Origin of the sequence: Lactobacillus delbrueckii subsp. jakobsenii ZN7a-9 = DSM 26046, assembly GCF_001888925.1 — a bacterium.
GTDB lineage: Bacteria > Bacillota > Bacilli > Lactobacillales > Lactobacillaceae > Lactobacillus > Lactobacillus delbrueckii.
Window position 1 is genome coordinate 484,168 of sequence record NZ_CP018218.1, and the last position, 18,159, is coordinate 502,326.

17 protein-coding genes, 1 tRNA gene and 1 pseudogene are annotated in these 18,159 nt (G+C 51.8%); 12 read left to right on the top strand and 7 right to left on the bottom strand.

What is annotated here, in order from left to right; genetic code table 11:
• Positions 1–33 precede the first annotated feature (33 nt).
• From LJ046_RS02590 to LJ046_RS02600, 3 genes are all read right to left on the bottom strand, one after another.
• Entirely contained in the window at positions 34–858 is an 825-nt protein-coding gene (locus LJ046_RS02590; protein WP_002877714.1) for a glycosyltransferase, read from the bottom strand.
• Between the two features lie 27 nt (positions 859–885).
• A complete protein-coding gene (locus LJ046_RS02595; RefSeq protein ID WP_002877715.1) occupies positions 886–1,662 on the bottom strand; it encodes a lysophospholipid acyltransferase family protein in 777 nt (258 codons plus the stop codon).
• Positions 1,663–1,723: 61 nt separating this feature from the next.
• Positions 1,724–1,796, bottom strand: a tRNA-Lys gene (locus tag LJ046_RS02600).
• Between the two features lie 126 nt (positions 1,797–1,922).
• Here LJ046_RS02600 and yycF point away from each other — a divergent pair.
• The 9 genes from yycF (at position 1,923) to LJ046_RS02645 (ending at position 11,048) form a co-directional block, all read left to right on the top strand.
• Positions 1,923–2,651, top strand: a complete 729-nt coding sequence (gene yycF, locus LJ046_RS02605; RefSeq protein WP_002877717.1) for a response regulator YycF — start codon at positions 1,923–1,925, stop codon at positions 2,649–2,651.
• A gap of 46 nt (positions 2,652–2,697) precedes the next feature.
• Entirely contained in the window at positions 2,698–4,593 is a 1,896-nt protein-coding gene (walK, locus tag LJ046_RS02610; protein WP_002877719.1) for a cell wall metabolism sensor histidine kinase WalK, read from the top strand.
• Positions 4,583–6,148, top strand: coding sequence for a two-component system activity regulator YycH (gene yycH / locus LJ046_RS02615; protein ID WP_002877720.1), 1,566 nt, complete (start codon positions 4,583–4,585; stop codon positions 6,146–6,148). The genes walK and yycH overlap by 11 nt, the downstream gene beginning before the upstream one ends.
• Entirely contained in the window at positions 6,149–6,949 is an 801-nt protein-coding gene (locus LJ046_RS02620; RefSeq protein WP_002877722.1) for a two-component system regulatory protein YycI, read from the top strand.
• 18 nt (positions 6,950–6,967) lie between these two features.
• Complete coding sequence (locus LJ046_RS02625) at positions 6,968–7,765, top strand: MBL fold metallo-hydrolase (protein ID WP_002877724.1); 798 nt, start codon at positions 6,968–6,970, stop codon at positions 7,763–7,765.
• 94 nt (positions 7,766–7,859) lie between these two features.
• Entirely contained in the window at positions 7,860–9,143 is a 1,284-nt protein-coding gene (locus LJ046_RS02630) for a S1C family serine protease (RefSeq protein ID WP_002877726.1), read from the top strand.
• 492 nt (positions 9,144–9,635) lie between these two features.
• Complete coding sequence (gene rlmH / locus LJ046_RS02635; RefSeq protein WP_002877727.1) at positions 9,636–10,115, top strand: 23S rRNA (pseudouridine(1915)-N(3))-methyltransferase RlmH; 480 nt, start codon at positions 9,636–9,638, stop codon at positions 10,113–10,115.
• A 228-nt stretch (positions 10,116–10,343) separates the two neighbouring features.
• Entirely contained in the window at positions 10,344–10,607 is a 264-nt protein-coding gene (locus LJ046_RS02640) for a hypothetical protein (protein ID WP_002877729.1), read from the top strand.
• A gap of 99 nt (positions 10,608–10,706) precedes the next feature.
• Complete coding sequence (locus tag LJ046_RS02645) at positions 10,707–11,048, top strand: hypothetical protein (RefSeq protein WP_002877733.1); 342 nt, start codon at positions 10,707–10,709, stop codon at positions 11,046–11,048.
• Positions 11,049–11,112: 64 nt separating this feature from the next.
• Here LJ046_RS02645 and LJ046_RS02650 read toward each other — a convergent pair whose 3' ends face one another.
• From LJ046_RS02650 to LJ046_RS02660, 3 genes are all read right to left on the bottom strand, one after another.
• Positions 11,113–11,478 (bottom strand): pyridoxamine 5'-phosphate oxidase family protein, encoded by a 366-nt coding sequence (locus LJ046_RS02650; RefSeq protein ID WP_002877735.1) that lies wholly within the window; start codon positions 11,476–11,478, stop codon positions 11,113–11,115.
• Positions 11,479–11,611: 133 nt separating this feature from the next.
• Complete coding sequence (locus LJ046_RS02655) at positions 11,612–12,280, bottom strand: energy-coupling factor transporter transmembrane component T family protein (RefSeq protein ID WP_072557699.1); 669 nt, start codon at positions 12,278–12,280, stop codon at positions 11,612–11,614.
• 9 nt (positions 12,281–12,289) lie between these two features.
• Complete coding sequence (locus tag LJ046_RS02660; RefSeq protein WP_002877739.1) at positions 12,290–13,645, bottom strand: ATP-binding cassette domain-containing protein; 1,356 nt, start codon at positions 13,643–13,645, stop codon at positions 12,290–12,292.
• 299 nt (positions 13,646–13,944) lie between these two features.
• Between LJ046_RS02660 and LJ046_RS02665 the strand changes: the two genes are divergently transcribed.
• The 3 genes and pseudogenes from LJ046_RS02665 to LJ046_RS02675 form a co-directional block, all read left to right on the top strand.
• Positions 13,945–15,420 carry an MFS transporter gene (locus LJ046_RS02665; RefSeq protein WP_035176485.1) on the top strand — a complete coding sequence of 492 codons (1,476 nt, stop codon included), beginning with the start codon at positions 13,945–13,947 and terminating at the stop codon, positions 15,418–15,420.
• A 63-nt stretch (positions 15,421–15,483) separates the two neighbouring features.
• Positions 15,484–16,332 carry a helix-turn-helix domain-containing protein gene (locus LJ046_RS02670; RefSeq protein WP_002877744.1) on the top strand — a complete coding sequence of 283 codons (849 nt, stop codon included), beginning with the start codon at positions 15,484–15,486 and terminating at the stop codon, positions 16,330–16,332.
• A gap of 140 nt (positions 16,333–16,472) precedes the next feature.
• A pseudogene (locus tag LJ046_RS02675) lies at positions 16,473–17,078 on the top strand (ATP-binding cassette domain-containing protein); the annotation flags it as partial.
• Between the two features lie 175 nt (positions 17,079–17,253).
• Here LJ046_RS02675 and htpX read toward each other — a convergent pair.
• On the bottom strand, positions 17,254–18,153 hold the full coding sequence (gene htpX, locus LJ046_RS02680) for a zinc metalloprotease HtpX (RefSeq protein ID WP_002877752.1): 900 nt from the start codon (positions 18,151–18,153) through the stop codon (positions 17,254–17,256).
• Positions 18,154–18,159: the final 6 nt, after the last annotated feature.

Below are 18,159 nucleotides of genomic sequence, written 5' to 3' on the forward strand. Positions count from 1 at the left end.
TTCTATTCTCCACAAAGCAGTTTTGTATTTGCCTTACAGCTGGTCTTTAAGCTGCAGGTACTCATTAAGCAAGTCATCGTATTCGTGCAGGTTGAGCACGCTGTGGACCCGTTTCACGTCCCAAGGCTTGACCGTCTGGGTGCGGAAATAAGGGAAGAAGCGGAAGCTGGTGGTGAAGTGCTGGATGACCGTATCGTCCTGGAGGGCGTATTGCTCATTGTACTTACGCGGGGCAATCCGCTTTTCTTTGGCTAATTTATTGATGGCCGTCTGGTCAGGCAGGAACATCTTCTTAACCTGCATCAAGTGGCGGACCCGTTTAAAGAGGCCAGTCCGCTTGATTTCCGGCATGTTCAAAAGGAGGACCCCGGAATTCAAGTAGTCAAAAATCTTCTTTTGATTGTGGAAGAAGAAGCGGCCAAAGTAGTCCAGGACCCCGACCAGTTCCGTCCCGGTCAAGTCCTGGGTGTAAAACTGGTCAACCGGCCGACGGATGATCACGTCATCGTCCAGGTAGAGGATGCGGTCGGGAATTTGCGGCAGTTCGTCGGCAAAAAGCCGGAGCATGGCGTAGGGGGTGAAGCGGGTGCCCATGTTGGCCGTTGGCGGTTCCTTGATGAAGTTTTCGGTGCAGTCGATCAGCTCCAGGCTGCTGTTGGGGTTGTCAGCCACGATGAGCGAGCGGATGAAGTCGGCCGCGTGCTGGCTGAAGGGCTTGAAGGACCTGGATTTGCTCTTGGCCCTCATGGTCAGAATGTAGACGTGAACCTCTTCGCCGCGTTCGGCTTTGAGCAGGGATAAGACGGCAATCAGCACGCCTCTTTCAGCGTTGTGGTCACCACAAAAAAGAAAGTTCATGGTTTTGCCTCCATAGTAGAAAAAGTCCTAGTTCTTACTGTCAATTTTAACATACGAGCAATACTCGCAAGTGCTCAGTTTTGCCCGCTCCTGCATGCTTTTGGCGATTTCACCGTGCAGCTTTTCCTGAGCCGCCTTCTTGCTCAGCTTCTCGTCCGGGTAAAAGGGGCCATCGATGTAGACCGTGATTTTCGGCCGCTTGCGCCAGTGGCAGGGCTGGTAGGTGGTCGTCATGGCAAAAGCCGGGGCCTTCAGGCTGACCGGGAAGTTGAAGCTGGTCGCCGGGAAAGGGCGGATCTTGGTGTAGTAGGGCCAAAGATGGGCTTCCGGGTAGATGACGATGGCCGCCTGCTTTTCTTCATAGGCGTATTTAACGTCCTTGAGCAGGCGGATGGACTGCTTGATGTTTTTCCCAACCGGCAGGCCAGCTGCCGGAATCACGTACTTGCCTAAAAAAGGAATCCCCCAGTTGGCCTGCGCGGCCAGGGCATAGTAGTGGTAGGGGTTGACGATGGTCATGGGGGTGAAGGGGTCACCCAGCATCTGGGTGTGGTTGCCATAGACAAAATAGCCCTGCTTTTTAAAAGGGCGCAGCTTTTCCTTGCCTTTGACTTTAACTAGTAAGAAGAGGCGGGAGTAGAGCCAGGCAAAGGCGCAGGCCAGGCTGCGGACCAGGACGTTCCAGAATTGCCAAGCCGCCCCTTTCCGGAAGGCCTGGTAGTCATCTGGGAGCTGGAAGTCCTGCTGGGCGGAACTGACCAGGTCCTCGCTTTCGCTGTGGTAGTAGTAAATCTTTTTACTCATCAAAAGTCCCCCGCTTGCTGTAAAATAAAAAAAGCACTGCGAGCGCAGTGCTTAGAGATGATGGGTCGTCAGGGGATCGAACCCTGGACACCCGGATTAAGAGTCCGGTGCTCTGCCAGCTGAGCTAACAACCCGTGTCAACCAACAATTTTATTATGCCATAAATTTCAGTAAAAGCAATCTTCTTTTTTACATTAATTGTAATTTTCTTAATTTGGCGGGCAAATCAAGTATAATAGTCACAGTGAAGGAGGTCCATAATGCCTAAAAAAATTCTCGTCGTTGACGACGAAAAGCCGATTTCCGATATCATCAAGTTCAACTTGACCAAAGAGGGTTTTGATGTAGAGACCGCTTATGACGGCGAGGAAGCTGTCGAGAAGGTTGAAGAATACAACCCTGACTTAATGATTTTAGACTTAATGCTTCCGAAGAAAGACGGGCTGGAAGTAGCCCGGGAGGTCCGCCAGACCCATGACATGCCGATCATCATGGTTACTGCCAAGGGCAGTGAGATCGACAAGGTCCTCGGCCTGGAAATGGGGGCGGATGACTACGTAACCAAGCCTTTCTCCAACCGTGAGCTGGTGGCCCGGGTCAAGGCCAATTTGCGCAGCCGGGACATCGTCAAGAAGGCAGTGGAAGTTAACCAGCAGAAGGAAAAAGAACAGGAAAGCAATGACATCCAGATCGGCAACCTGCTGATCAAGCCGGATGCCTACCTGGTTGAAAAGAACGGGGAAAAGATCGAACTGACCCACCGGGAATTCGAGCTGCTCTACTACATGGCCCAGCACATGGACCAGGTTATGACCAGAGAGCACCTCTTGCAGACGGTTTGGGGCTACGACTACTTTGGCGACGTCCGGACGGTTGACGTTACGGTTCACCGCTTGCGGGAAAAGATCGAGGACAACCCGGTCCGGCCGAAGATTTTGGTTACCCGGCGGGGAGTCGGCTACTTTGTCAAGCAGCAAACAGAAAAATAATTTGGGAGCCACTGTTTGAGGTGGCTTTCTTTATGTGGATGGATTAATGAAGAAAGATAAAAAAGCACGCAAAGAGAAAGTGAAGAAAGAGAAGACCAACCTGCTTAAGTGCGCGGTCAGCTCGATCCAGACCAAGATCGCCCTTATCTTTATGCTCCTTTTGCTGGCCACGATTGAAATCATCGGGGCCTACTTTACCCGGCAGATGGAACAGACCAGCATCAACAACTTTCAAACCACGATTCAGCTGCAGTCGATCGTGACCGACCAGCTGACTGCCCAGCTGGTCAAAAACGGCAAGAGTGCTGACCGGAAGATGAACCAGATTATCACTGATTACAGCAATGACGCGATTTCTGAAATCCAGGTCGTGGACAGCAAGAACGTGATCCGGGCCGTGTCCAACTTAAACGACAAGAACCGGGTGGGACAATTGTCTAACAACGGCGATATCCGGGAAGTGATCAACTCCGGCCAGCAGAAGACCCAGGTTACCAGTGACCAGAAGGGCAGTTTCATGGTTCAGATTGTGCCTCTGACCAGCGGAACCAACATCGTCGGGGCGGTTTACGTCCGGGCCAGCATGGCTGACGTCTTCAATAACTTGCGAAATATTTCGATGATGTTCTTGACGGCCTCACTTTTGGCCGTAGTCGTGGCGGCGATTGCCTCCATATTTATTTCCCGGGCAATAACCCGGCCGATTGAAGAGCTCCGCCAGCAGGCCATCCAGGTGGCTAACGGGGACTACTCAACCCAGGTTAAGATCTACTCTAATGACGAACTGGGCCAGCTGGGGGCGGCCTTTAACACCCTCTCAGTCAAGATCGAGCGGTCCAATGAGCAGTCAGAATCTGAGCGCCGCCGGCTGGACAGCGTCCTGTCCCACATGACTGATGGGGTGATCGCGACTGACCGGCACGGGAATGTTTCGATCATGAACCAGATGGCCCAGGACTTCCTGGACGTCAAGGCCGAAGACGCGATCAAGAAGCCGATTTCTCAAGTTTTAGGCCTGGGGGAGGACTACACTTCCCAGGACTTGATCTCCAACCAAAGCGACATGCAGGTCACGGTCAATGCCGGCACGGATGATGAAATGATCCTGCATGCCAGCTTTACCTTGATCAAGCGGGTCACGGGCTTTGTTTCCGGGGCCGTCTGTGTTTTGCACGACGTGACTGAGCAGATCAAGAACGAAGACGAGCAGCGGCAGTTCGTTTCCAATGTTTCCCATGAATTGCGGACTCCTTTGACCAGTGTCCGGGCTTATATTGAAGCCTTGAATGAAGGGGCCTGGAAGGATCCGGAGATTGCCCCCCAGTTTTTGGATGTGACGCAAAAGGAAACTGAGCGGATGATCCGGATGGTCAACGACCTCCTGGTTCTGTCCAGAATGGACCGGGGAGCCACCAAGCTGGAACCGGAGTGGGTTAACTTTACTGACTTTGTCTCCCACCTGCTCAACCGCTTCGACATGATTGTCGAACATGACCAGGGCGAGGCCCAGAGCGATACCAAGGAATACGTGATCAAGCGGGACCTGGGCAACCAGGCCCTTTGGGTGGAAATCGACACTGACCAGATGATGCGGGTGATCGACAACATCATGAACAACGCTATCAAGTACTCCCCTGACGGGGGGACCATCACGGTCCGCCTGACCCAGAACCAGAACCAGATCCTGCTCAGCATCAGCGACCAGGGCCTGGGGATTCCAAGGAAGGACCTGGGTAAGATCTTTGACCGCTTCTACCGGGCAGACAAGGCCCGGTCCCGGGACCAAGGCGGGACCGGTTTGGGCCTGGCCATCGCCAAGGAAATCGTGACGGCCCATGGCGGCCGGATCTGGGCAGACAGCCGGGAAGGGCACGGGTCAACCTTCTATATTGCCCTGCCTTACGAACCAATGGATGAGGAGGATGAATGGGATGAAGTTTAAATTCAAGTTCAAATTCAATGATTTTCTCCTCCACCTGGCGACCTTGACCGTGATTTTGATCTCGATCGGCCTCTGGGTCACGGTGATGACCAGTGACCAGCGCTTCAGCCGGATCAGCAATGAATCATCCTCCCAGAGCTCGGCTTCTTTGTCGACCTACTACCGGAATGTCCAGTCTTTTTACGCCCCGGGCCAGACCTATGTCTTTCAAAACGGGGTCCGCTACCAGGTCCTTGACGCCAAGCGAAACCTGCCTTTGAAGTTTGTCCAGTACCTGGAAAAGGTCAAGCTGGGGACGATCGAGAAAATGGCAACCACGGCCAGTGATTATGAGAGACTGCTGGCTGACCAGAACTATATTATGTTTGCCTACCCGGACCAGATCAATTTCACGGTCCTTTTAGGCAAAAAACAAGCTAATTCCAGCCTGCAGTTCAACCGGGTCTTTGTCCCGGTCAAGAGCAAGACCCGCTACCTCTATTTCGGCAACGACAAGGGCAGCCGGGTCTACCGGGTAAAGATCAAGTCCGGCTCCTTCTGGCAGCTGGCAAAGTACGTCAAGAGCGCCCAAGACCGGCAGGAGGTCAGCTTCCTGCACTTAAAGAAGCTCTACGTGCCTTTTTATGCCAAGGAAATCAAGGCCAAGGAATACAGCTACCTGATCAGCTACCAGTCCAGCAGCTACTATGCTTCTCGGCTCTTGGGCAGCAGCTACCGGAAGTCGGTGGCTAAGAACGGCCGCACTGTCTACACGGCTGGTTATTCCAAGCGCCTGCAGATTCCTAAGGAAGGCAAGAGCAATGACCACCAGTATCTGTACCAGAACTACTTGACCAGCCAGGAGCGGACGGTCACCCAGGAGATGCTGGAAAGTGCCGCCTATGTCAAGCAGTTGGGCCTGGCTGAACAGGACCTGCGCTTTTTTGAAAGCAGCGGCAAGACGGTGTCCTACATCAACTATATTGAAGGCTATCCGATTTTTGCCAACGACGCTTTGGCTCAGACCCAGGTAACCATGGGGACGGAGTCGGTCAGCGTGGCTTTCAGCAGCATGAACCTGCAGATCCCGATCCCGTATGACGGCCGTGTCAAGACCTTGCCGAAAACCGCGACTCTGCTGAAGGAGCTGAATAGCATCGGCATCAAGGAAAGCGAAATTGAAAAAATCACCATAGGCTACCATATCCAGGCCGACAAGAAGCGCAGCGACTTGATTACCCTGGTGCCGACCTACTTCATCAAGGTTGGCGGCAGCTGGAACAGCCTGGCCGGCTGGAAGAAGATTAAGGCGGAAAACACGGATCTGTTAATGGAGGGGCCAAGTTCCAGCTCCAGCAGCTACTCGTCTTCCAGCTATTCCAGCAATGAGTCGAGCAGTGAAGCCAACTCAAGCGCAAGTTCCAGCGTCAGCCAGGCGGGCAGCCAGGCACCGGCCAGCAGCCAGGAAGCATATTCCAGCAGCCGCAGACAGCCGGCGGCTGAATCAAGCTCCAGCTCCAGTTCAAGTTCCGCCGTATCAGCAAGCTCTGCCAGCTCAAAGGAAGGAGAAAAGTAAATGGATCATCGCAAAATTGAATGGCTTTTTCTGATCCTCTTCTGCTTAGTCGACATCTATCTCTTGATTGAGCTTTGGCGGGCCCCGGTTACCTTGACCTCATCGACCAATTCGGTGCCGACCTCAACCAGCTTGAAGGCTGAAATGAAGTCAGACAATATTACGGTTCCTTCTCTGTCCAGAAAGGGGGACTCGGGCTACTACCTGGCCACTAGAAGTAAGAGCGACTTGAAGGAAGCCGCCAAGAAGCTCAGCAGCGACGTCTCCACCAGCTACGCTGAAGGGGACAAGACCCTGTACGCGACCATAAAGACCGCGATTCCGCTGGAGCGGATGACGGTGGGCGAGTTCAAGAATGACAGCAATTACGTCCTGCATGGCAAGCAGTATGTCTATGCCAAGAACCTCTCCAGCAACAGCAGCTACGTTTACGTGCAGAAGTCCCAGTACGGCCTGGTTTACAGCAGCCTGGCCCAGCTGGTGGTCAATGTCAAGAACAAGAAGATCACGGGCTACTACCAGACCTACTTGACTGACTTGTCCAGTGTCCGCGAGCTGCAGGCAACTATCAGCCCCTTGCGGGCGGTCACCAACCTCTACACCACCCGGGAACTGGCCGACAACTCCCGGGTAATGCAGGTCAAGCTGGGCTACACCAAATTGACCGAGGTCCGGGGCAGCGTGATTTTCGTCCCGACCTGGCTGGTCTGGATTGAAAATAAGAGAAGTAAGAGCAGCTGCTTGAAGCGGGTCAACGCCTTCAGCGGCCAGCTTTTGCAAAACAGTACATTGGACGATTAAGGGCAGGAAGGAAAAAATTTGCAATTCGCGGTATTATCGAGCGGATCAGCGGGCAACTGCAGCCTGCTGATGACTGACCAGCACAAGATTTTGATGGACGCCGGCCTTTCAGGCAAGAAGACCAAGGAGCTTTTAGCCAAGGTAGGCGTGGCGATCGAGGACCTGGACATTGTCTTTTTAAGCCATGACCACGGCGACCACAGCGGGGGGATGGGGGTCCTTATGCGCCGCTATCCCCAGCTGAATGCCTTCAGCAACACGGGCACCTGGAAGTACTTGGAGGAGACCGGGAAGATCGGCTGCCTGCCGAAAGACCAGATCAATGTGATTGAGCCGGGCCAGACCAAGTGCTATGGGGACTTGGAAGTAACGGCTTTTGCCACTAGCCATGACGCGGCCCAGCCCCAGTACTACGTTTTTTCCAGCGGGGGCAAGCGCCTGGCCTGCTTGACGGACACAGGCTACGTGTCTGAAGAAGTCGAATATGAGATTCAAGACGCGGATGCTTATTTGCTCGAGTTCAACTATGACGACCTGATGCTGAGAAGCGGCCCCTATCCCTGGAGCCTGCAGCAGCGGGTCCGGTCAGACCACGGCCACCTGTCAAACGAGCAGGCAGCTGAGACTCTGGCCAGGGTTATCAGTTCTAAAACCAAGCATGTTTTCATGGCCCACCGCAGCCAGCAGAACAATTTAAACTATTTGGCCCGGGACGTGGCGGAAGAGGTTTTGGCGGCCAGAGACGCCGACGTGGCCAGTGACCTGGAATTGCACGATACCGAGCCGATGACGCCGAGTTCTTTAATTAATTTATAATACAGAGGATTTAAAGCTTTTAATTAATACGTTTTGTTCATATATACTTCAAAAAGCTAGGATATGATAATGGCAACGATAAGGAGTGATAACCATGTCTGAAGAACAAGATAAGCAAAGAAACACGCGCAAGAAGGAAAATAACCGTTTGCTAACTAAAGCGGCCATCATTGGGGTCGTTGCCGGTCTTTTGGGCGGGGGGATTGCCTACGGCGGCTTGTCAGCAGCCAATTTGAACAGCAATGCTTCATCATCCACGGCCAGCTCAAGCAGTAGCAACACTGGTGAAACCGGGTCAGTGACGACTTCATCCAGCGGCACGACTAAGGTCAACAAGTCCAGGACTACCAGCGGGACGATGACTTCCGCCTACAAGAAGGTGAAGAACTCGGTTATTTCAGTTTTGAACTACAAGTACACTTCCAGTTCATCATCAAGCTCTGACATCTACAGTATATTTGGTTACGGTGACTCGGACAGTTTAGACTCATCCAGCTCCAAGAAGTCTTTGACTTTGTACTCTGAGGGTTCCGGGGTCATCTACACGACGGCAAACGGTAAGGGCTACATCGTCACTAACAACCACGTTATTTCTGGGGCAGCCAAGGTGAAGGTCATGCTGGATTCCGGGAAGACGATTGCCGCTAATGTTGTCGGCAAGGACTCAACCAGTGACCTGGCAGTTTTGTCAATCGACTCCAAGTACGTGACTCAGACTGCTTCATTTGGTGACTCCAGCAGCCTGCAGTCCGCGCAGACGGTGATTGCCATCGGTTCACCAGAAGGGTATGAATACGCGTCTACGGTAACGCAAGGGATCATTTCCTCACCAAGCCGGACGATCACTTACAACTCCAACCAGATGACGGTCATCCAGACTGACGCGGCCATCAACTCCGGTAACTCCGGCGGGCCCCTGGTCAACTCTGACGGTCAGGTTATCGGGATCAACTCCATGAAGCTGGCCAGCTCCAGCAGTGGCGACTCCGTCGAAGGTATGGGCTTCGCGATCCCGTCAAACGAAGTTGTGACGATCGTCAACCAATTGGTCAAGAATGGGAAGATCACCCGGCCGCAACTGGGCATCAAGGTAGCAGCAATTGATGAACTGAACAGCTACTACAAGAAGCAGCTGGGCATTTCAACTAGTCTGAAGAAGGGCCTGTACGTGGCCGGTGTAACTTCAGGCAGCGCGGCAGCCAGTGCCGGGATCAAGAAGGGCGACGTGATTACGGCGGCTGACGGTAAGACGGTCAACGACGTAGCCACCCTGCACAGCATCCTGTACAGCCACAGTGTTGGTGATAAGGTCAAGATTACGGTCAACCGGAATGGCAAGACCATGACCTTCACGGTAACCCTGCAGGCAAGCAACTAATTTAAGAACAAATAATCCAGTGGATCAGCAGATCTGCTGGATTTTTTTGTTCTTTTCAAAACAAAAACAGGGTGAAAGGAAGGTAAAGTTCGTATATATTTCTTGTCAAGGGAAATTTTTAAGGAGACTTTATCCCCAATTCTGTGGAAAAGACTGTGAATTGTGCAAAAAACAGAGTAAAAATCGCTAAAAAAACTGTGGATAAGCTGTGGATTGTGTGTAAGTTCCACGGGTAAAAGGCTTGTTAAAACGTCTGTTCAAGGCGGCAGGTCGGGCCTTTTTGGTGATTGTTTGTGAAAAGGTCCAGTCCACAGGTAGTTTGTGGAATGGTTACACGGGATTTTAGAAATTTTTTTGCAAAAAGCTAGACCTAGATAGAATTCGGCTTTAGTCCACTAGATCTAGAAAAGGCCTTTCCACAGCTGTGGAAAAAGGCGGTTGATAAACTGTTAATTGTGGGGATGGAAGTAAAAATGGTAAAATAGGGGCATTATGAATATCAAAATTGTTTGCGTTGGAAAATTAAAAGAGAAGCATTTTAAGGACGGGATCGCGGAGTACCAGAAGCGGCTGAGCCGCTTTGCCAAGGTGGAGATCGTGCAGGTGCCGGATGAGAAGGCGCCGGAAAGCCTCAGCCCGGCCCAGATGGAAGAGGTCAAGAAGCGGGAAGGCGAGCGGATCTTGAGCAAGATCAAGGACAAGGAATATGTTTACGTTCTGGCCATTAAAGGCAAAGAGCGGGCTAGTGAAGAGTTCGCCAAGGAACTGAAGGACCTGGGGACCTACGGGCATTCAGACATTACTTTCGTGATCGGGGGAAGCCTGGGGACCAGTGACGCGGTCAACAAGCGGGCCAACGACCTCTTCAGTTTCGGCAAGCTGACCATGCCCCACCAATTGATGCGGCTGGTTTTGATTGAGCAGATCTACCGGGCCTTTATGATCAACTCTGGCAGTCCTTACCACAAGTAGAATAGAAAGTATAAGCCTCTCCTGGGAAATCAGCAGGAGGGGCTTATATACGAATCAGTCTAGTTCTAGAATCTAGGGTGAAAGTGTTTAAATAAAGTATTTTAGTCATGAAAGGGATGATTTTGATGACTAAAACAGAGCGTTACATGTGGCTGGCCAATGACCTGCTTTTGACGGCAGCAGCAGTGTCGCTGATCATTAATTTAGTTGGCTAGACGGCTTCCGGTTATGCCTTTAGCGGCAGTCATGGGCAGGCAACAGAACTGCTTTTATGATGCTTTTATTTTGCTCGTTGCCGCGGCTGCTTTGGGAGCCTGGCTGAGCAAGTGGCTGGCTCCTGTAGCAGCTTGGGTAATTGGTGTCTGCCTTTTGCTGGGCCTTGTAATTGACCGGGTGGTAGGCCTGTATTTTGGCTTGACCTGGTATTGGACTTTGGCTGTTGTCGCTTTGGCGGTCAGTCTGGTCAGCTGCGTGATGGCCTGGCTTGGGTGAAAATGCAAAAGTTATTAAGCTTAGCAAGAATCACTGCTCAAAAGAAGAACTTGAGCTTACAATATAAGTGAATAGCCCTTAAAAAATAGGAGCGTGATTATGATGAAAAACTTTGTAACTAAGCCAGCCGTTAAAACCGTCTTCTTGCTGGCTGGCATCTGTTTGGCCTTGTTTATGGCAATTCAGTGGATCTTTGCCTTGGGCAACCCAGGTCCAGTATCTTGGGCAATTGTCGGCATGATCGCGATCACTCTGCTGACCCTTTTCTTGGGAATCATTCCCTTGACCAAGCTCAGCCCGGCGGTTGGCTACGTAACTGCTGCAGCATTAGCGGTTATCGTCTTAATTTTTGTCTTCAATATTCATGGGTACATCTCAATCGGCATCTGGTACTTGCTTTACGCTGCCCTGGCCTGTGGCCTTTTATGGGCGAAAAAATAGAACAGTAAACAAAAATGGCTTCCAGGATTTTCTCCTAGAAGCCATTTTCTTTATGCTGATTTGATTAAGCGAAGATTTCTTCAACTTCAACTACTACGGCAGTATCAGTTTTCTTGCCAACCTTAGCAGCGTATTCCTTAGCGAAGTCGTCGCCTTCGTGGATAGTCACGCTGCCGAGCACGCGTACGTTAGTGTGGCTTGGCACGTCAGCAACTACAACAGCAACCTTGCTGCCGTTCTTGATGTTTTCCCACAAGTGGGAGAAGGTAACTTCACTCCAGACCAGGTGCTTGTCGTCCAAAGCAGTCAATGATTCCTTAGGACCAACTTGTGGGTTGCCGTCCTTGTCAACGGAAGCAACGAAGGCCAAAGCGTCGTTAAAGAACTTTTGTTGGTCAGCAGTCAAAGTAGTAGCGTCTAATTTCTTCATAATGGTAATTTCCTTTCTTTTTACTTAAGTAGTAATTTCTTCTCTTGATACTTAGTATTATAGGCCCTCCCCAGGCAAAAGAAATTGATTTAGATCAATTTTATAGCTTTTTTAATAAATTTTTTTGCAATTTCTACGGGAGTAAAAAAGCGCCCAGATTCAAAAGAAGAACCGCAATAATAAAGAGCAGCCAATCTTTGTTAGTTAGCGGCACCTCAACGATCACGGACCGCGGAGCGCCTTCGCGGTAGCCGTGGGACTCCATCCCCTGGGCCAGGTTGTCGGCACTGTTTAAAGCTACCAAAATCGCATTAAAGTAGAGGACCGGGGACCAAAAGGAGAGGTAGACTCCCCGCATCATCCCTGCCACCCGGATCTGCTTGACCGCGGCTTGCATGCGGGGAATGATGTTCAAAGCCGCTAAAGTTCCATAAGCAAACTTGCTCGGCAAGTGCAAGTTCTGCTCCAGCGACCGGGCCATCTCTTCTGCCGTGGTTGAAATGGTCAGGCAGGCCGTGGTGAAGGTATATACGAAGGCCCGGCTGGAGATGTCCAAAGCATACCAGAGGTCGCGGTGGTCACTGAAGATGTAGCCTGAAGAAAAGACGGTAATTGCCGCTAAGCCCGTTGCCAAAAGCATCCTGCCCAGGGTCTTAGGCTTGATCCGCCGGTATAAGAGGTAGGCTAAGGATAAAACAATAACGATGATATTGCTGAAAAGGCTGACCTTAAAAGATAACTCCAGTGAAATAATCAAGGTCAGCAGGAATTTCAAGCTGGGATTCATTTTGCTTTTAGTCATTTTCTGCTCCTAATCCTGGACAAAAGCCAGCTCTCTGCCGGCCAGACGCAGGTGGTAGTCGCACCAAGTGCTGATTCCGTAGAACTGGTGGCTGATCAGCAGGATCGTCTGCCCGCTCTTTTCCTGGCACTTTTGCAAAAGCTGCACGACCTGCTCAATCGACTTCTGGTCCAGGCCGCTCAAAGGCTCATCGATCAAGAGCACTTCCTGGCCCGACAAAAGCATCAAGAGGATCTGCAGCTTCTTTTTCTGCCCGCCCGACAAGGAGTAGACCACCTGGTCCATGTGGTCGGCCAAATCCAGGTCAGCCAGGGCCTGGTCTAAGACTTCCGGAGTGAAGTAGGGGGAAGCGTGCTTTTGGCTCAAAGCCAGCTCCTCTTTGACGGTGATGGCCATGAACTGGTCAGCCGCATTTTGAAAAATCTGGGCTACATGCTGGAAGTAGGTCCGCTCATTGAGCTTGGCCACTTCCTTGCCCTCCCAGGTCAAAGACCCCTGGTAGTCCAGCAACTTGGTCATGGCCTTAAACAGAGAGCTCTTCCCGCTGCCGTTTGGCCCCGTGATCAAGGTCACCTTCCCCTTGGGGATGGATAATTCCTTTTGCTCAAGCAAAGACCGGCCTTGCTTGATGGCAAAATTTTTCATGACAAAAGCCGCTGGCTCGTTCTCCGGCAGGGGGAAGTGCAGGCCGATTGGCTCAGTAGCCAGGAGAAGCGCTTGTTCATCCTTAGTCAATAAGTCCACTTGCTCGCCTTTGAAGCGGTAGACCCCGTCCACCTTGCCCTGGTAGTCGTCAAAAAGGTGGTCGGTGATGATGATGGTCTTGCCCTGCTCTTTCAGCTTGGCCAAGCGGCCAATCAAGAAGCGGCGGGCCGCCGGATCCACGCTGGCAAAAGGCTCATCTAATAAGAAAAGATCCACGTCCATGGCGACCAGGACGGCCAAGGCTACCCGCTGCTTTTCCCCGCCGGACATGGTTACGATCTTCTGGTCTAAAAGAGAGTCGATTTCCGCGAATTCGCTGGCCAGCCTCAGCCGGTCCGCAAATTCTGTCTTGCTTTTGCCCAGGTTTTCCATGGCAAAAATAATCTCTTCTCTAGGTGTGGCCATGGTAAACTGCTCGCCGGCTTCCTGGAACATCATGGCCTGACTTCGCCCGCCCAAAGAAACCTGCCCGCTGGTCAGCTGGCCCCCGTATTTCGGGTAGAGGCCGGCCATGATCTTCAACAGGGTCGACTTGCCGCAGCCGGTCGGCCCGATCAAGAGGGAAAAAGTCCCCGCCGGCAGGGTTAAGGAAAGGTCGCGGATGACCTCCCGGTCCCCGTAGGAAAAAGTTAAGTGGTCAATTGTCAGTTCTGCTTGCAAAATAAAAAGTCACCTCAAAACTGGGGTGACCATAAGCAGCATTTTCCCTTGCCAGCATTACCTGGCCAGGTTCCATGGGTATCATCTCAGCCTTCCGGCACCCCGTTGATTCGTCAAATTGATTCTTATTTTATTATATTGGATGTGCTAAGGCCTGTCTAATTCAAACTTTGTCCAAACTGATTGAAAATGCCGATTTATAGCACTTTTCTTAAAATAATCTGGGAAGTAGCTTTAACGAAAAATTTTTTAGTTGTATCCTAGAATTACAGGCTTTTAGACTTTAGTGGGAGAGAAAAATGTCAGATCAACGAAGACGAGTAATTACCGTGGCCTTGATGTTATCAAACGTCATGTCCGGCCTGGACAACACGATTATCAACACCGCCTTGCCGCGGATCATTGCCGATTTGCACGGGATTGAGTATACCGGCTGGCTGGTGGCCATCTTCTTATTGGGGACGGCTGTTTCCACGCCGCTTTGGAGTAAATTAGGCGAGCGGCGGGGGAACAAGCTGGCCTACCAGCTCGCGGCTGCCTGCTTTTTGCTGGGGGCGCTGCTCCAGGGCTGCGCCCAGCAGATGTCCTTTCTCTTGACCTTCCGCCTGTTGGCCGGGATCGGCAACGGGGGGATGGTGTCGCTTCCTTATATCATCTACTCTGACCTTTATCCAAACGCCCACAAGCGCCTAAAGGTGCTGGGGATGGTCTCTGCCTTCTTCACCACGGCCACCATCTTAGGACCGCTCTTTGGGGGCTGGATCGTTGATGCCCTGTCCTGGCGCTGGGTCTTTTATATCAACATCCCGGTGGCCTTGATTTCCATCGTTTTGATTCAGATCTTTTTCCTGGATGAGAAAAAAGATCGGCCAGCTCGCAGGGTCGACTTAGGCGGGGCCATCTGCCTATCCTTTGGGGTGGTGGCCCTCTTATTGGGGACCCAGCTGGTGGGTTCAGCCAGTCTGGCCACGGCGCTTTTGATCTTCGCGGCGGCCTTGATTTTCATCGGACTTTTGGTCATTATTGAGCGCCGGGCAGAGGACCCGATTATTCCAGGCCGCTTGTTCAAAAATATCCCCTTGGTGGTCGACTTTACTTTGTTCGTTTTGATCTGGGCCGCCATGTCGGCTTACAGCGTCTACGCGCCGATGTGGGCTGAAGGCTTGATGGCCACGACTGCCCTGGTCGGAGGGATGACCCAGATTCCCGGAGCCCTTACCGACATGCTGGGCTCCTTGTCCGTGGAAAAAATGCGCCGGCGCTGGTCAGCCTACCAGGTTATGCTGGCCACCTGCTGGCTTTTGGCGGCAGGCTACCTGGCTATGGCCGTGGCTCCGCGCTATTTCCCTTACTGGGGGATCTTGCTGGCCGGGATGCTGCAGGGCTGGGGCCACGGGGTCATGTTCAACCAGCTTCAGGTTAAGGTGCAAGAAGACGCGGAAAGCCAGGACGTGCCGGTTGCTACTTCTTTCTCCTACCTGATCCGGATGCTGGCCATGGCGATTTCTTCCAGCGTCTTCGGGGTCATCTTGAATGAGCACTTGGCTAAAGGGGTCAAGGCTAGCGGAGGCAAGATCACTTTGTCCATGCTCAACCACTTATCAGACGCCAAGACCCGGGCCAGCCTGCCCAAGCAGGATTTGGTCCAGATGGAGAATATCCTCTACGGGGCTATTCACGCGATTTTCTGGGCGGCCTTTATCCTGGTCTTCCTGTCTCTGCTTTTGGCTATCTGGGCCCGCTGGCGGGAGAAAGAATTGGCCGGTAAGCGGTAAAATCTGGTAAGACCCAGTATAGGATAAAAAGAAGATAATTTTTTGCTGGAAAGGAGAGAGCTGATGACTGAAATTGCCAAGCTGCAGAAAAAATTGCAGGAAGCGGGGGATGCCACCCTGCCGCTGAGCAAGGGGAAGGGGCAGACCGCGGCCTGTACGTTTGTTTTACTAGGCGACAAGGCTGAAGGCTGGAAGAATGACTCTTTGACTGCCTTGCTGCTTTTAGCGGGGACGGGGCACTTCCGGGCTGGCCAGAAAAAGTGGCAGGTTAAGCCCGGTGACTGGTTCCTCCTGGCAGCTGGCCAGGACTGCAAGGCCAGTCTGAAAGAGGGGCTCCTAGTCCAGCTTGTCTTGCCAGAAGCTTTTTCAGTGAAAGACTTGAAAAAGGAGCTCATGCTGGGAGAAGCTGAAGAAGTAGGGACCCACGGCCGGGTGGCGGTTGACGGGCCAGCTGGGGCGGCTTTCCTGGCGGCCTTGAATGAGTACCAGACTAGCGATTCTGTATCTTCAGTCTTGCTCAAAAGCCAGCTGCTAACTGCCCTGGCTCTGGCCTTGCGGGCACTAAATGAAGTGGGCAGCTTGAGTGAGCGGGAGATCCGCCGCTATATTAGTGAAAACTATGTCTCGACCAGCGTGAAGGATGCCGCGGCTTACTACCAGCTCAGTCCCAACTATTTTTCCGACCTGGTCAAAAAGAAGACCGGGCAGAGCTTTATTGAGCTGGTTGACGAGCAGAAGATGGAGGCAGCCGTCCGCCTTTTGGCCCGGCCAGACCTGTCGATCAAGCAGATCATCGGCCTGGTTGGCTACCGGGGCAAGTCCTTCTTTTATGAAAAATTTGGCAAGTACTACGGGATGTCGCCGGCGGCCAAGCGTAAGGAGCTCTTCCGCCAGCAGGGCATCAATTTATGAAAATAGAAAACCGCTGAACTGTAAGTTCAGCGGTTTTTGCATAAAAAACAGGAATTTTCAAATATGAAAAGTAAGGATGCAGGAACAGTTTGAGCGCTAGAATGTTAAACAATTATTAACGACATATGAGGAGGAGAAAAGTGATTGAAATCGACCAGCTTTCTTTTGATTATCGGACTTTTAGCAAGGAACTGGGATTAAAGGGAGCTTTGCAGGATATCTTCCATCGGAAATACCAGCTGGTGCCTGCTCTGAAAGATCTGAATTTGACTATAAAAGATGGTGAAATTATTGGCCTGATTGGCCCAAATGGAGCAGGAAAGACGACATTGACCAAACTGCTGACAGGGATTATTCAGCCAAGCAGTGGCAGCGTGAAAGTAGCGGGACTCATTCCGGGAAGTCGTCAAAAGAAGCTGTTGCGGCAAATTGGGGTCATGTTTGGGCAAAAGTTGCAGCTGTCTTGGAACTTGCCTGCTGTTGACACTTTGAATATGCTGGCGGCCATTTATCAATTAAAGCCAGACCGTTATCAAGCCAGATTGCGGGAGTTGTGCGATTTACTGGATATTGGCGAGATCGTAAAAACGCCGGTCCGCAAATTGTCTTTGGGCCAGCGGATCCGCTGTGAACTTGCTTGTTCCTTGATCCATGAACCAAGCTACCTGTTTCTGGATGAACCAACCATTGGCCTGGACCTATTAACGCAGGAAAAAATCTACAATTTTTTTAAAACTGAAAACAGACGCCAATTTATTCTTGCAATTGGCGACACATTTTTCTTCCCTCTAATACACTTTTTTGAAAAAGCAGCAAATTAATGCGTACATTATAGCAAATAGAAGCCGAGAGATAAATATAACTTAAATTTAGGTAGAGTAAAAAAGCTTCCAGAAAAATCTGGAAACTTTTGTATTTAATTTACATCTTTTCCAAGCGCTTGATCCGGTCAGCGGTCGCCGGGTGGGTGTCAAAGAGATGACTCAGGCTGTGCCGCTTAATCGGGTCCTCAATATACAAGGACGCGCTGGCGCTGTTGGCCGCCTGCATGGGAGGGCTGTTCTCAATCTTGGTCAAGGCGCTGATCAAGCCGTGCGGGTTCCGGGTCAGTTCAACGGAACTGGCATCGGCCAGGTATTCCCGGTTTCTGGACAGGGCCATCTGGGCCAGGCTGGCCGCCAAAGGCCCCAGGATCAGAACGAATATAACCCCGATCACGCCGATGATCATCCCAATCGTTCCGCCTTCTCGGTCGTCATCATCGTCCCGGTCAAGGCCGAAGCCGAACCAGACCCAGCGCTGGGCAAAGTCGGCGATAAAGCTGATGGCGCTGACCAAAACCAGGGCCACCATGGACAGACGGATGTCATAGTTGCGGATATGGGAAATCTCGTGGCCCAGGACCCCTTCCAGCTCTTCTCTGTTCATCATGTCCAGCAGGCCCTGGGTAACAGCAATGGCTGACTTGTCCGGCGACAGGCCGGTCGCGAAAGCGTTGGGGCTCTTGTCCGGAATCAAGTAGACTTCGGGCATGGGAATATTGGCCACTAAGGCCATGTCTTCCACGATATGAAAAAGCTGGGGATTGTCCTCTTTATTTAAATGCTGGGCATGGTTCATGCTCATGACGACATTGACCGGATCCTGGAAGACCAGGAAAGAGTAAATCAAGGCAATGACGCCGGCGGTCAATACGCCCGGCAGGGGCTTGCCCCACATCAGCTGGCCCAGGCCCGCGCCCACCAGGGCAAAGATCAAAACGAAAACGACCAGGACTCCGACCGTCTTCCGCTTGTTTTGGGCAATTTGTTGGTATAGCATGGCGAT

Coding starts and splice junctions, on each gene's coding strand:
- LJ046_RS02590 (WP_002877714.1), bottom strand. CDS start 858: ATGAACTTTCTTTTTTGTGGTGACCACAACGCTGAAAGAGGCGTGCTG.
- LJ046_RS02595 (WP_002877715.1), bottom strand. CDS start 1,662: ATGAGTAAAAAGATTTACTACTACCACAGCGAAAGCGAGGACCTGGTC.
- yycF (WP_002877717.1), top strand. CDS start 1,923: ATGCCTAAAAAAATTCTCGTCGTTGACGACGAAAAGCCGATTTCCGAT.
- walK (WP_002877719.1), top strand. CDS start 2,698: ATGAAGAAAGATAAAAAAGCACGCAAAGAGAAAGTGAAGAAAGAGAAG.
- yycH (WP_002877720.1), top strand. CDS start 4,583: ATGAAGTTTAAATTCAAGTTCAAATTCAATGATTTTCTCCTCCACCTG.
- LJ046_RS02620 (WP_002877722.1), top strand. CDS start 6,149: ATGGATCATCGCAAAATTGAATGGCTTTTTCTGATCCTCTTCTGCTTA.
- LJ046_RS02630 (WP_002877726.1), top strand. CDS start 7,860: ATGTCTGAAGAACAAGATAAGCAAAGAAACACGCGCAAGAAGGAAAAT.
- rlmH (WP_002877727.1), top strand. CDS start 9,636: ATGAATATCAAAATTGTTTGCGTTGGAAAATTAAAAGAGAAGCATTTT.
- LJ046_RS02640 (WP_002877729.1), top strand. CDS start 10,344: ATGCCTTTAGCGGCAGTCATGGGCAGGCAACAGAACTGCTTTTATGAT.
- LJ046_RS02645 (WP_002877733.1), top strand. CDS start 10,707: ATGATGAAAAACTTTGTAACTAAGCCAGCCGTTAAAACCGTCTTCTTG.
- LJ046_RS02650 (WP_002877735.1), bottom strand. CDS start 11,478: ATGAAGAAATTAGACGCTACTACTTTGACTGCTGACCAACAAAAGTTC.
- LJ046_RS02655 (WP_072557699.1), bottom strand. CDS start 12,280: ATGACTAAAAGCAAAATGAATCCCAGCTTGAAATTCCTGCTGACCTTG.
- LJ046_RS02665 (WP_035176485.1), top strand. CDS start 13,945: ATGTCAGATCAACGAAGACGAGTAATTACCGTGGCCTTGATGTTATCA.
- LJ046_RS02670 (WP_002877744.1), top strand. CDS start 15,484: ATGACTGAAATTGCCAAGCTGCAGAAAAAATTGCAGGAAGCGGGGGAT.
- htpX (WP_002877752.1), bottom strand. CDS start 18,153: ATGCTATACCAACAAATTGCCCAAAACAAGCGGAAGACGGTCGGAGTC.